14 protein-coding genes are annotated in these 13,070 nt (G+C 56.7%); 3 read left to right on the top strand and 11 right to left on the bottom strand.

Features of this window, described 5'->3' with window-relative positions:
* Position 1: 1 nt before the first annotated feature.
* From hscA to trmJ, 7 genes are all read right to left on the bottom strand, one after another.
* Positions 2 to 1,852, bottom strand: a complete 1,851-nt coding sequence (hscA, locus tag BFG58_RS11360) for a Fe-S protein assembly chaperone HscA (RefSeq protein WP_048226243.1) — start codon at positions 1,850 to 1,852, stop codon at positions 2 to 4.
* Positions 1,853 to 1,866: 14 nt separating this feature from the next.
* Positions 1,867 to 2,382, bottom strand: coding sequence for a co-chaperone HscB (gene hscB, locus BFG58_RS11355; protein ID WP_024908642.1), 516 nt, complete (start codon positions 2,380 to 2,382; stop codon positions 1,867 to 1,869).
* An 80-nt stretch (positions 2,383 to 2,462) separates the two neighbouring features.
* Positions 2,463 to 2,786: an iron-sulfur cluster assembly protein IscA gene (gene iscA / locus BFG58_RS11350; protein ID WP_003860659.1), complete on the bottom strand. Its 324-nt coding sequence runs from the start codon at positions 2,784 to 2,786 to the stop codon at positions 2,463 to 2,465.
* 13 nt (positions 2,787 to 2,799) lie between these two features.
* Entirely contained in the window at positions 2,800 to 3,186 is a 387-nt protein-coding gene (iscU, locus tag BFG58_RS11345) for a Fe-S cluster assembly scaffold IscU (protein WP_003860661.1), read from the bottom strand.
* A gap of 24 nt (positions 3,187 to 3,210) precedes the next feature.
* Entirely contained in the window at positions 3,211 to 4,425 is a 1,215-nt protein-coding gene (gene iscS / locus BFG58_RS11340; RefSeq protein ID WP_008502157.1) for a cysteine desulfurase, read from the bottom strand.
* A 119-nt stretch (positions 4,426 to 4,544) separates the two neighbouring features.
* Entirely contained in the window at positions 4,545 to 5,036 is a 492-nt protein-coding gene (iscR, locus tag BFG58_RS11335; protein WP_045399615.1) for a Fe-S cluster assembly transcriptional regulator IscR, read from the bottom strand.
* Positions 5,037 to 5,256: 220 nt separating this feature from the next.
* On the bottom strand, positions 5,257 to 5,982 hold the full coding sequence (gene trmJ / locus BFG58_RS11330; protein WP_008502159.1) for a tRNA (cytosine(32)/uridine(32)-2'-O)-methyltransferase TrmJ: 726 nt from the start codon (positions 5,980 to 5,982) through the stop codon (positions 5,257 to 5,259).
* A 131-nt stretch (positions 5,983 to 6,113) separates the two neighbouring features.
* On the opposite strand from trmJ, the gene suhB reads away from it, so the two are divergent.
* Positions 6,114 to 6,917 (top strand): inositol-1-monophosphatase, encoded by an 804-nt coding sequence (gene suhB / locus BFG58_RS11325; protein WP_003860668.1) that lies wholly within the window; start codon positions 6,114 to 6,116, stop codon positions 6,915 to 6,917.
* Positions 6,918 to 6,976: 59 nt separating this feature from the next.
* Here the strand turns inward: suhB and BFG58_RS11320 are convergent, their stop codons facing one another.
* Both BFG58_RS11320 and BFG58_RS11315 read right to left on the bottom strand, forming a co-directional pair.
* A complete protein-coding gene (locus BFG58_RS11320; RefSeq protein ID WP_069719830.1) occupies positions 6,977 to 7,957 on the bottom strand; it encodes a nickel/cobalt transporter in 981 nt (326 codons plus the stop codon).
* Positions 7,948 to 8,586, bottom strand: coding sequence for a DUF1007 family protein (locus BFG58_RS11315; RefSeq protein ID WP_048029583.1), 639 nt, complete (start codon positions 8,584 to 8,586; stop codon positions 7,948 to 7,950). Before BFG58_RS11315 ends, BFG58_RS11320 begins: the two co-directional genes overlap by 10 nt.
* A gap of 125 nt (positions 8,587 to 8,711) precedes the next feature.
* Between BFG58_RS11315 and csiE the strand changes: the two genes are divergently transcribed.
* Positions 8,712 to 9,989 (top strand): stationary phase inducible protein CsiE, encoded by a 1,278-nt coding sequence (gene csiE, locus BFG58_RS11310; RefSeq protein WP_069719829.1) that lies wholly within the window; start codon positions 8,712 to 8,714, stop codon positions 9,987 to 9,989.
* Here the strand turns inward: csiE and BFG58_RS11305 are convergent, their stop codons facing one another.
* Entirely contained in the window at positions 9,990 to 11,129 is a 1,140-nt protein-coding gene (locus BFG58_RS11305; protein ID WP_045908544.1) for a 3-phenylpropionate MFS transporter, read from the bottom strand.
* Positions 11,130 to 11,302: 173 nt separating this feature from the next.
* Between BFG58_RS11305 and BFG58_RS11300 the strand changes: the two genes are divergently transcribed.
* On the top strand, positions 11,303 to 11,725 hold the full coding sequence (locus BFG58_RS11300; protein WP_024908634.1) for a DoxX family protein: 423 nt from the start codon (positions 11,303 to 11,305) through the stop codon (positions 11,723 to 11,725).
* Positions 11,726 to 11,779: 54 nt separating this feature from the next.
* Here the strand turns inward: BFG58_RS11300 and glyA are convergent, their stop codons facing one another.
* Positions 11,780 to 13,033 (bottom strand): serine hydroxymethyltransferase, encoded by a 1,254-nt coding sequence (gene glyA, locus BFG58_RS11295; RefSeq protein WP_008502165.1) that lies wholly within the window; start codon positions 13,031 to 13,033, stop codon positions 11,780 to 11,782.
* Between the last annotated feature and the right edge of the window lie 37 nt (positions 13,034 to 13,070).

Raw genomic sequence — 13,070 nt, 5'->3', positions numbered from 1 at the left:
ATTAAACCTCGTCCACGGACTGGCCTTTCAGCGCGACGCGGACAGATTTGTCCATGCGGCGAGCAGCAAAGTCCTGGGTTTGTTTATCAACGTTTTTAATGGCTTCTTCTATTGCGTCAGCGTCATTGCCTTCGGCCACGGCGCTTAAGCGCGCGGCGGCTTCGTCAATCACCTGACGCTCAGCGGCGCTTAACAGCGCGGCGTCGGCAGCGAGCGCGCCGTTCAGGCTCTCCAGCACGCGTGCGGCTTCCACTTTTTGTTCCGCCAGCATACGCGCCTTCACATCCTGCTCGGCGTAGCTCATTGAGTCCTGAATCATGGAGGCGATTTCGCCATCGGTCAGGCCGTAGGACGGCTTCACCTGGATGGACGATTCCACGCCGGTGGATTTTTCCATCGCCGTGACGCTCAGCAGGCCGTCGGCATCCACCTGGAAGGTGACGCGAATATGCGCCCCGCCCGCAGGCAGCGCCGGGATACCGCGCAGCGCAAAGCGCGCCAGAGAACGGCAGTCCTGCACCAGCTCGCGTTCGCCCTGCATCACGTGGATGGACATCGCGGTCTGGCCGTCTTTAAAGGTGGTGAACTCCTGCGCGCGCGCCACCGGAATGGTGGTGTTACGCGGGATCACTTTCTCCACCAGGCCGCCCATGGTTTCTAAGCCCAGCGACAGCGGGATGACGTCCAGCAGCAGCATTTCGCTGTCCGGCTTGTTGCCGACCAGAATATCGGCCTGGATTGCGGCACCTACGGCAACCACTTTGTCCGGGTCGATGGAGGTCAGCGGCGTGCGGCCAAAGAATTCGCCCACGCGCTCACGCACCAGCGGCACGCGGGTCGAACCGCCCACCATGACCACTTCCAGCACCTCGTTCGCCTCAACGCCCGCATCTTTCAATGCGCGACGGCAGGCCAGTAAGGTGCGTTTCACCAGTGGGGCGATCAGATCGCTGAACTGGTCGCGGGTGATGTCACCCTGCCAGCCCGCAACATTAACGGTAACCGTCTGCGCATCGCTCAGGGCGATTTTGGCGTCGATGGCCGCATCCAGCAGTTCACGCTGTACGCGCGCATCGCTGCGATCGCTGATGCCCGCCTGCTCGCGGATGTAGTCCGCCAGAAGATGGTCGAAGTCATCACCGCCCAGCGCGGAATCCCCGCCGGTCGCCAGCACTTCAAACACCCCGCGGCTCAGGCGCAGGATAGAGATATCAAACGTCCCGCCGCCAAGATCATAAACCGCGATCACCCCTTCCTGACCGGAATCGAGGCCGTAGGCAATCGCCGCCGCCGTCGGTTCGTTCAGCAGACGCAGCACATGCAGGCCCGCCAGACGCGCGGCGTCTTTGGTGCCCTGACGCTGTGCATCGTCAAAGTAGGCAGGAACGGTAATCACCACGCCGTCCAGATCACCACCGAGCGTTGCCGTAGCGCGCTCAGCCAGCGCTTTGAGGATGTCAGCAGAAACACGAATCGGGTTCAGCAGACCGGCCGCGGTCGCAATCATCGGCAGGCCGTTTTCACTTGCCTGCAGCTGATACGGCAGATGCGGGTAGCGGGTCTGAATATCGGCCAGCGAGCGGCCCATCATGCGCTTGACGGAGCTGATGGTATTCGCCGGATCGCGCGCGGCATTAGCGCGGGCGTCATAGCCTACCGCGTGACCCTGCTGCTGGTAGTGGACCACGGAAGGCAGCAGATGGCGCCCCTGCTCGTCAGCCAGCGTTTCCGCCTGGCCGCTGCGCACGGTCGCCACGAGGGAATTGGTGGTGCCCAGGTCAATACCCACCGCCAGACGACGCTGGTGCGGTGCGGCACTTAAGCCAGGCTCACTAATTTGTAATAAGGCCATAATTGCTTCCGAAATTAAAAATCGAGCAGCTTTTCTTCGAGTTGTTCAGCACTGCTTCGCAGTTTATCGAGAAAACGGAGTTTGCGCACAGTATCTGCCGCCACGTCCCAGGTCTCGTTGTTCAGTTGCTCCACCATCTGCTGATGGCGGGTATCGAACATGCCCTTTACGCGCGTAATAAAGCTTTCCAGACGCGCTTCGTCTTTGGCCTGTTCAATCTCATCGAGCTCTTCGCGAAGCTCCAGCTGCTCCATCAGAAACGCCGTGTCACGCACGGTGTGCTGTTCGCTCGCCAGATCAAAACCGTGGAGCGAGAGCAGATATTCAGCGCGCGCCAGCGGATGGCGCAGCGTCTGCCAGGCCTGGTTGATGGTGGCAGAGTGGGAAACCGCAGCCAGTTGCTCTGCCTGAGTACCGCTCGCGAATTTGTCCGGATGGTACTGACGCTGCAGATCCTGAAAACGGATCGTCAACGCCTGGAGATCAATCGGGTATTGAGCGGGTAATCCGAAGAGAGTGAAGTAATCCATAACAATCTCAGGGGTAGCCTGTTAAAACAAACCCCACGCGTAGCGGGTAACGCCACGGTGGGGTTTCAGATGACGCGCGGTTAAACGTGGAAGCTTTCGCCGCAACCACACTCGTCTTTGACGTTCGGGTTCGTGAATTTGAACCCTTCGTTCAGGCCTTCTTTAACGAAGTCCAGCTGAGTGCCGTTGAGGAATTGCAGGCTTTTGCCATCGACCACCACCTTCACGCCCTTGTCTTCAAACACGGTGTCGTCAGACGCCGGTTCGTCAACAAACTCCAGTACGTAAGCCATACCAGAACAGCCGGAGGTACGTACGCCCAGTCGCAGGCCAAAGCCTTTACCACGGTTCGCCAGAAAAGAGCTTACTCGCGCGGCAGCGCTGTCGCTAAGGGTAATCGACATACTCAAACCTCAATTATTTTGCTTCACGTTTGCTTTTGTAATCCGCAATGGCGGCTTTGATCGCGTCTTCTGCCAGAATTGAGCAGTGAATTTTCACCGGTGGCAGTTCGAGTTCTTCAGCAATATCCGTGTTCTTGATTGCCTGGGCTTCGTCCAGAGACTTGCCCTTCACCCATTCGGTAACCAGGGAGCTGGACGCAATTGCAGAACCGCAGCCGTAGGTCTTGAAGCGCGCGTCTTCAATGATACCTTCATTGTTGACTTTAATCTGCAACTTCATCACGTCGCCACACGCTGGCGCACCGACCATGCCGCTACCAACAGATTCGTCGCTGTTGTCAAAAGAGCCAACGTTGCGTGGGTTTTCGTAATGATCGATGACTTTTTCGCTGTATGCCATGATTGAATTCTCCTTATGTACCGATTAGTGATGTGACCATTCAATGCTGTTCAGATCCACGCCCTGCTTGAACATTTCCCACAGTGGAGAAAGGTCGCGCAGACGGCCAATGGAGTTGCGAACCAGCTTGATGGTGTAGTCAATCTCTTCTTCGGTAGTGAAACGACCTAAAGAGAAACGGATAGAGCTGTGTGCCAGCTCGTCAGTCATACCCAACGCACGCAGCACGTAGGATGGCTCAAGGCTTGCAGACGTACAGGCAGAACCGGAAGAAACTGCCAGGTCTTTCAGCGCCATGATCAGCGACTCGCCTTCAACATAGTTGAAGCTGACGTTGAGGATGTTTGGTGCGCCCTGCTCGAGATCGCCGTTCAGATACACTTCTTCCATATCTTTCACGCCGTCCCACAGACGGTTACGCAGCGTGCGCAGGCGTGCCATCTCGGTTTCCATCTCTTCTTTTGCAATGCGGTAGGCTTCGCCCATGCCCACGATCTGGTGAACAGGCAGCGTACCGGAACGCATGCCGCGCTCGTGACCGCCACCGTGCATCTGCGCTTCGATGCGGATACGTGGTTTACGACGAACGTACAGCGCGCCAATCCCTTTCGGGCCATAGATTTTGTGGCCGGAGAAGGACATCAGGTCCACTTTCAGCTGGCTCAGGTCGATAGGCAGTTTGCCCACGCTCTGGGTCGCGTCCACGTGGTAGATGATACCGCGCGCGCGGCACATTTCGCCGATGGTCGCGATGTCTTGTACCACGCCGATTTCGTTGTTGACGTGCATGATGGAGACCAGAATGGTGTCATCACGCATGGCCGCTTCGAGCTCTTTCAGATCGATGATGCCGTTGCTCTGTGGCGCCAGGTAGGTGACTTCATACCCTTCACGCTCCAGCTGACGGCAGGTGTCCAGCACGGCTTTGTGTTCGGTTTTGCTGGTGATGATGTGCTTACCTTTTTTCTGATAAAAGTTGGCTGCACCTTTGATCGCCAGGTTGTCGGATTCGGTCGCACCGGAGGTGAAAACAATCTCACGCGGGTCGGCGCCCACCAGGTCAGCAATCTGATTACGGGCGATATCAACCGCCTCTTCAGCATGCCAGCCAAAACGGTGTGAACGGGAAGCTGGGTTACCAAAGTTTCCGTCCAGGGTCAGACACTGCATCATTTTCTCGGCAACACGCGGGTCCACCGGCGTGGTTGCGGAGTAGTCGAGATAAATCGGTAATTTCATTGCTCTATAAACTCCGTACATCGCTTCAATGCAAGGAATCAGGCAACCGGCTGGATGTACGACCGAGTACACGGGGCGAGTCTTCGCCCCGGCCTGATTCTGAAATACTTATCGTTTTATTACGCGCGTAATTTGACGTCGATAGCGTCCTGCGCGCGGGTGCTGCGTTGGGAATCATGGCCGTGCTGACGGCCCGATACGTCCAGAACTTCCTGGTTATTCACCAGCTCACCGAGGGTGATGTTGTTCAGGAAGCCGGTCAGACGGTCGCTCAGATCGCGCCACAGCGCGTGGGTCAGGCACTTATCGCCGCCCTGGCAGCCGCCTTTACCCTGGCAACGGGTCGCGTCAACGGATTCGTCAACTGCGCTGATCACTTCGCCAACTGCAATACTGCCCGCGTCTTTACCCAGCAGATAACCGCCGCCTGGGCCACGAACGCTGGAAACCAGTCCATTTTTACGCAGTCTGGAGAACAGCTGTTCCAGGTAAGAGAGGGAGATCCCTTGTCGTTCAGAAATATCAGCCAACGGAACCGGGCCCGCTTCGGAGTTGAGCGCAACGTCCAGCATCGCGGTCACGGCATAACGCCCTTTAGATGTCAGTCTCATGTCTTACTTAACCTCAAACTCGCCCCTGCCCGGGGTTTTTTATTGTAAAATGGGGTATTGCATAGCAGGGCCAAGTCTGACATTCCTGACTAAAATGGTCAACTATTTACTTGACTGTTTTAGTCAGGTATTTAACCTTCTGTGCCTTCATAATATAGGTGCGGCCTGATGCCCTCACCCCGCCCCTCTCCCACAGGGAGAGGGAGAAAACAAACCGACACTACTCTTTATTCTTCTGCTCAATCGACGCCAGGATCCCGCGCAGGATGTTCAGCTCCTGGCTTTCCGGACGCGCGCGGGTGAACAGACGGCGCAGCTTATTCATCACCTGACCCGGGTGGCCTTCGCGGATAAAGCCGGTCGAGAGCAGCGTCTGCTCCAGGTGACCATAGAAACGCTCAAGGTCGTCCACCAGCGGGTAAGCCGTCTCTTCTTTAGGCTCAACCTCTTTTTCCTGCGTTGCCAGCCACGCCATACGCACTTCATAGGCGATAACCTGCACCGCCATCGCCAGGTTCAGCGAGCTGTACTCCGGGTTTGCCGCAATCGCGACGTGATAATGACACTTCTGCAGTTCATCGTTGGTCAGGCCAACGCGTTCGCGGCCAAACACCAGCGCAACCGGTGCCTGTTCTGCTTCCGAGACACTTTTCAGGCCGCATTCACGCGGATCGAGCATTGGCCACGGCAGCGTGCGCGAACGCGCGCTGGTACCGACCACGAGGCTGCAGCCAGCCAGCGCTTCGTCAAGGGTATCGACGATCTGGGCATTGCCGATCACGTCGCTGGCCCCGGCCGCCAGCGCGATAGCCTGCGAGTCAGGTTTCACCAGCGGGTTAACCAGCCACAGGTTCGTTAAGCCCATGGTTTTCATAGCGCGGGCAACGGAGCCCATGTTGCCGGTATGCGATGTTTCGACCAGCACAATTCGAATGTTTTGCAGCATAATTTTTAATGTCTGAATTCAGTGTCTGAAGAATATTCGGGCATATTATCATAAACGGGAGACATAATCCGATCCCGCTGCTATACTCTGCGCCGATTTTCCTGTTCTTTAACATCCAGTGAGAGAGACCGATGCATCCGATGCTGACCATCGCCGTGCGCGCAGCGCGCAAGGCGGGTAATGTAATTGCCAAACACTACGAAACGCCAGACTCCGTAGAAACCAGCCAGAAAGGCAGCAATGATTTCGTGACAAACGTCGATAAAGCCGCAGAAGCGATTATTATCGAAACGATCCGCAAATCTTACCCACAGCACACCATCATCACCGAAGAAAGCGGTGAACATGAAGGTACCGATCAGGATGTTCAATGGGTTATCGATCCACTGGATGGCACCACCAACTTCGTCAAACGCCTGCCACACTTCTCTGTGTCTATCGCAGTACGCATTAAAGGCCGTACTGAAGTCGCCGTTGTGTACGATCCAATGCGTAACGAACTGTTCACCGCGACCCGCGGTCAGGGCGCCCAGCTGAACGGCTACCGTCTGCGCTGCAGCAACGCACGCGATCTGGACGGCACCATCCTGGCGACCGGTTTCCCGTTCAAGGCGAAACAGCACGCGACCACCTATATGAATATCCTGGGCAAACTGTTCACCGAATGTGCGGACTTCCGTCGCACCGGTTCTGCTGCGCTGGATCTGGCCTACGTGGCAACCGGCCGCGTTGACGGTTACTTCGAACTCTCACTGAAGCCATGGGATTTTGCTGCGGGCGAGCTGATCGCGCGTGAAGCAGGCGCCATTGTTTGCGACTTCACCGGCGGCCATAACTATATGTCTACCGGCAACATCGTTGCGGGTAACCCACGCGTTGTTAAAGCCATGCTGGCCAACATGCGTGATGAACTGAGCGATGCGCTGAAGCGTTAATCCAGTTTGTTAAGCCCGGTGGCGCTACGCTTACCGGGCCTACATAATCCCTCAGTACGCTAGAAAGGCCGCAACCCCCTTCCCAACGGTACCGCACTCATCCACATTGTCACCGCCGCCACCAGCAGAATCACCCCACCCGCCAGCGCAAGCGTGGTCCACCCTATCTGTCGCCACAGCACCGGCGTTTTATTGCCGCTGAGTTTGACCGCCAGCTGACGGAAGCTGTGTACCAGCAGCGCTAAAGACGAAATGGTGAGAGAGGTTCCAGCCGCCATCGCCAGCGCGGACAACATGCCCCAGCCGAACACGCCGATGACCTTACTGAACAGCAGCACCATGATGGCACCCGAGCACGGGCGCATCCCCATCGAAAGAACAATCATCAACCGCGCGCGCCAGTCGTCGCCGTTCTGTAATTGTTCCTGCGTGGGCAAATGTTGATGTCCGCAGCCGCAGTGTTCATTATGAACGTGGTGCGGCGTAAAGGCTTTGAATGTCGGTTTTTGCAGCAGCACGCGCAGCTTTTTCAGCGCCCGCCAGCACAGAATCAGCCCCAGCACGCCCACCAGCGCGTAGCTCCCTTTCTCCAGCCAGAAGCTGCTCATGTGCAGCTGGCGCGCCGGAAGCTGCAAAAGTGAAAGCACAACAGCGACCAGCGCAATCGCCACGCCGCCCTGCAGCAGCGAGGAGGCCAGCGTCAGGCCGATGCTCGATTTCAGCTTTGACGGATGGGTGGCGAGCCAGGTCGTAATCACGATTTTGCCGTGCCCCGGCCCCAGCGCGTGCAGAACGCCATAGACAAAACTGAACGCCAGCAGGGATCCGCCCGCTTTGGTCGGGTTCTCCGCCACCGCCTTCAGCAGTCCGCTCATCTGCTGGTTGACCTCACGCTGCCAGATAATGCTTTTCATCATGACCTGCGGCCAGGCCTGCCACAGCCACAGCGCGCCGCAAACCGCTAACAGCAAAAAGAGCGCCAGCGGCCAGAGATGCAGCCAGCGGCGAGGTTTCCGAACCGGAGAGGAGATCACTGACATTGTAACGTCACCTCCTGTGCGAACTGTTTACCCAATTCCATATCCTCGGGTGGGGCATCGTCCTTGTCGAGTGAGACCGCAAAGTTCAGCATCTCTTCGCTGGGCTTCGGGGTATGAACGCCAATTTTGCAGCTTTTTTGCAGCGCGTCCGGCAGTCGTACGTCGCTGTCTTTGTCATAGCGCATATCAACATAGTAAGTGGGATCAAAAGTGGAAAATGTGTACGTTTGCCCGGCCAGCGGCTGAGGATGCGCCAGCGGAAGCACGAACGTCAGCACCGCCTGGTGCCCTTCACGCGTCATCCCGTATTCCGTTGGTCGGTTCAGAAATTTGACCTTTTGGCCGTTATGCCAGAACTCGGTGAAGTAGTGCTGGCCGAGCACGTTGGCCATTACTTCCGCTGCCAGCTTTTTCCAGATTTCGTCGCCGGGCTTCGCATTTCCCGCGTCATAGAGCAGGTCAGCCGAGGTGATTTCATCCATCGTCCAGCGCATTTTCAGGCCACTCAATTGCGTGCCGTCGGTGACCAGCTCGGTTTTAAGGTCAATAAAGCTGTGAGGGTGTGCGCTGGCAGTTAAGCTGATAACCGCCAAAAATAACGCTATCGCACATTGTTTAACTGTTTGCATCAATTCCTCACGTCAAAAATTCTGTGATGTTCCCCAGCAATCCTGAATGAAAGGCCTGCCGGCGCGCTTTTCAGCGCTCATCCTTTAGCTATTCTTATCAAACATTCACACTGGATACCCGACAGATGATGACGACGCTTGAAATTCCATCTGTGCTTTCCAGTTCGCAGCGCCGCTGCCAGGTGCTTTTGATGCTTTACCTGCCCGATGCTGCCGTCACCGCACAGAGCATAATCGCTGCCAACGGCGTGGACGACGCGATGGCACGGCAAGATATAGCCGAGACGCGCGATGAAATCCAGCGCTATCACCGGCTGGATATCGTTACGCACCACGACGGCTGCTACCGGATTGAAGGCACAGCCCTGAATCAGCGTTTATGCCTGCTGCACTGGCTGCGCCGGGCGCTACGGCTTTGCCCGCAGTTCGTCTCGCACCAGTTTACCCCCGCATTAAAAACCGCGCTTAAACAACACGGCATCGCGCGCCCGCTTTACGACGATGCGAACCTGCGGGCGCTGATCGGTTTCTGCTCACGCAAGCTCCAGCGCCAGTTTGAATGCCGCGACGTCCAGTTTTTACAGCTCTATCTGCAATACTGCCTTATTCAGCACCAGCTCGGGAATACGCCGCAGTTTTCCCACGTTCAGCGCAGCTGGACCCAGTCGAGAGGGGAGTATTTTACGGCGCAGGAGATCGTGCGCCACTGGAGACGACGCGTCCCGCAGGGTGCCCACGGGGATGAACAGCTGTTTCTGGCGCTGCTGTTTATGATGCTCCGCACCCCCGATCCGGTGCTTGATAAGCACCAGCAGGATCAGCGTCTGCGCCGGGCCATCGTGCGCATGGTGGCCCGCTTTCGTTCGCAGACCGGGATGAACTTCAGCGATGAACAAGGGCTGACCGATCAGCTGTATATCCATCTGGCTCAGGCGCTTGACCGTTCGCTGTTTGAGATCGGCATCGACAATAGCCTGCCGGAGGAGATCCACCGCCTTTATCCCCGACTGTTACGCACTACGAAAGAGGCGCTGTTTGAGCTGGAGGCGGAATTTGGGCTACGTTTTTCCGATGAAGAGATGAGCCTCGTGGCGGTGATTTTTGGGGCCTGGCTGATGCAGGAGACTGACCTGCATGAAAAACAGGTGATCCTGCTGACGGGAGAAGACAAAGCCTGTGAGGAGCAGATCGAACAGCAGCTTCGCGAGCTGACGCTGCTGCCGCTCAACATTCGCTATCTGACGCTGCAGGCTTTCCAGAAAGAGGGAGCGCCGCGCGAAGCTGCGCTGGTTATCACCCCCTACCCTACGGCCCTGCCGCTGTTCTCGCCGCCGTTGATTCATGCCGTTGAGACATTGAACGCGCAGCAGCAAGAACATATTCGCGCCATGCTGGAATCGTAGTTACGCGCGTGCGGCCACTTTCGGTCGAACAAACATTGCCGGTAGCGCCACCAGAGCCATTACCCAGAACACGCCATGCCCCAGATGCTGGTAGAGGAACCCTGCAAAGACCGTCATGATCGCGATACTGCCCCCCATTGCCACTGCCGAATAGACGGCCTGCAGGCGAATCACGTCCCCGCCCTCGCGCGCAGCGATATAGCGCATGGCCGCCAGATGGCACACGGTAAAGGTGCCGCAGTGAAGAATTTGCGCCACAATCAGCCACGGCAGATCGGTCGTCCAGCCCATAATCCCCCAGCGCGCCACCCCGCACACGGCGGAAAGCAGCAGCAGGTCACGCGCGCCAAAGCGGCGGAACAGTTTTTTGCTCAGGGCAAAGATAATGACTTCGGCCACCACGCCCAGCGACCACAGATAGCCCACGGCGGAAGCGGAATATCCTGCGCCTTGCCAGTAGATGGCGCTGAAACCATAGTACGCCGCATGTGCCCCCTGAAGGAGGCACACGCACGCCAGAAAACGCCAGCTCTGCGCGACCAGGCTCCGCCATGCGGGCCAGCCAGCGCTCTCCTGATGGCGGCTTTCCCCTTGCGGCATCACCGACGGTCGCAGCAGCATGCCCAGCAGCATCGAGGCAATACCGATACTCAGCAGGGCAAGAATGGCGCGGTAATCGTACAGGCTGACCAGTTTGCCCACCAGCGCCGAGCCAATCACAAAGGCGATAGAGCCCCACAGGCGCACGCGACCGTAATCCATGGTGATCTGCTTTTGCCAGGTGTTCGCCAGGGCATCCGTCAGCGGCACCAGCGGTGAGAAGAACAGGTTAAAGCCGACCATCACCACCATCAGCCAGGCAAACTGATGGCTGACCCAGAAGCAGGCCACAAAGACCAGGGTCAGCAGAGCCAGAATGCGTACGGCCTTGATCAGTAAGGAGGGATCGCTGACGCGCGGGGCGATCAGCAGGCTGCCGAGGAAACGCGCCACCAGCCCGGCCCCCAGCAGGACGCCGATGGTCTCGGGCGTCAGGCCGATACCCTTAAGCCAGACGCTCCAGAAAGGCAGAAAAATGCCGTAGCTAAAGAAATAGGTGAAATAACTGAGCGCCAGCCAGCGCGTGGAATGCAAGACCATGAATCCCTCCCGAAATCGAGGCCATAGTCTGGCGAGAATATAAAAATTAAGCAAGTAGATAGCCTGCTATAAATTAACGAAAATTTAACATCTTGTGCAATCGTCTGGCTTATGGCAGGGAATGGAAATATGTATTACGTTTAAATTACTCCACTTGCAGAGGTTTTTCTGCCATGAACTCACTACGTTATCTCGATTTCGGCCAGTCACGTCACCTGCTGCTGCTCATTGGCCGCATCGCGCTTGTCGTGCTGTTTATTATCTTTGGTTATCCAAAACTGACGGGGTTTAGCGGCACCGTACAATACATGACCTCGCTGGGCACGCCGATGCCCATGCTGGCGGCCATTATTGCGGTAGTCATGGAAGTGCCTGCCGCCATTCTGATCGTACTGGGGTTTTTCACCCGTCCTCTCGCGGTACTGTTTGTGTTCTACACTCTCGGAACGGCGGTGATTGGGCATCACTACTGGGATATGACCGGTGATGCAGTCGTACCGAATATGATTAACTTCTACAAAAATATCAGTATTGCTGGCGCCTTTATTTTGCTGGCGATTGTGGGGCCAGGCGCCATCTCCCTGGACAGGCGTTAAGCCATAAAAAAAGGCCGCATGCGCGGCCTTTTTTATTTCTGCAAAGCAGAGGAATTATGCGTAAACCGGGAAGCGTGCGCAGATATCCAGAACTTTACCTTTGACGCGCTCGATAACCGCTTCGTCATTGATGTTGTCCAGAACGTCACACATCCAGCCAGCCAGCTCTTTCACTTCCGCTTCTTTGAAGCCGCGGCGAGTCACGGCCGGAGAACCGATACGGATACCGGACGTCACGAACGGGCTCTTCGGATCGTTTGGCACGCTGTTTTTGTTCACGGTGATGTTGGCGCGGCCCAGGGCTGCGTCAGCTTCTTTACCGGTCAGGTTCTTATCAACCAGATCCAGCAGGAACAGGTGGTTTTCAGTCCCGCCGGATACCACTTTGTAGCCACGGTTCAGGAACACTTCCACCATCGCTTTGGCGTTCTTAGCAACCTGCTGCTGGTAAACCTTGAACTCTGGCTCCATCGCTTCTTTCAGCGCGACCGCTTTTGCCGCAATAACGTGCATCAGTGGGCCGCCCTGCGCGCTTGGGAACACCGCGGAGTTCAGTTTTTTGTACAGCTCTTCGTCACCGCCTTTCGCCAGGATCAGGCCACCGCGTGGACCCGCCAGGGTTTTGTGGGTGGTGGTGGTCACAACGTGAGCGTGTGGAACCGGGTTCGGGTAAACGCCTGCAGCGATCAGACCCGCAACGTGCGCCATGTCAACGAACAGGTAAGCACCGATGCTGTCTGCGATTTCGCGCATTTTTGCCCAGTCAACGATACCGGAGTAAGCAGAGAAGCCACCGATGATCATCTTCGGTTTGTGCTCTTTAGCCTGCTTCGCCATGTCTTCGTAGTCAATTTTACCGGACTCATCAATACCGTAAGGGATGATGTTGTACAGTTTGCCGGAGAAGTTAACCGGGGAGCCGTGAGTCAGGTGGCCGCCCTGTGCCAGGTTCATACCCAGAACGGTATCGCCCGGCTGCAGCAGCGCGGTGTAGACCGCGAAGTTAGCCTGAGAGCCAGAGTGCGGCTGGACGTTTGCATAGTCAGCGCCAAAAAGTTCTTTCGCACGATCGATAGCCAGCTGCTCAACGATATCAACGTACTCACAACCACCGTAATAGCGTTTGCCCGGGTAACCTTCAGCGTATTTGTTGGTCAGCTGAGAACCCTGCGCCTGCATAACGCGCGGGCTGGTGTAGTTTTCGGAGGCGATCAGTTCGATGTGCTCTTCCTGACGTACTTTTTCCTGCTCCATAGCCTGCCACAGTTCGGCATCATAATCGGCAATGTTCATTTCACGCTTTAACATCCGCATCTCCTGACTCAGCTAACAAGTAAATTTTGGC

The sequence above is a fragment of the Enterobacter sp. ku-bf2 genome (assembly GCF_001742765.1).
Taxonomy (GTDB): Bacteria; Pseudomonadota; Gammaproteobacteria; order Enterobacterales; family Enterobacteriaceae; genus Enterobacter; species Enterobacter quasiroggenkampii.
The sequence above is the reverse complement of the archived record's forward strand: the minus strand, read 5'-3'. Positions and strand labels throughout refer to the sequence as shown.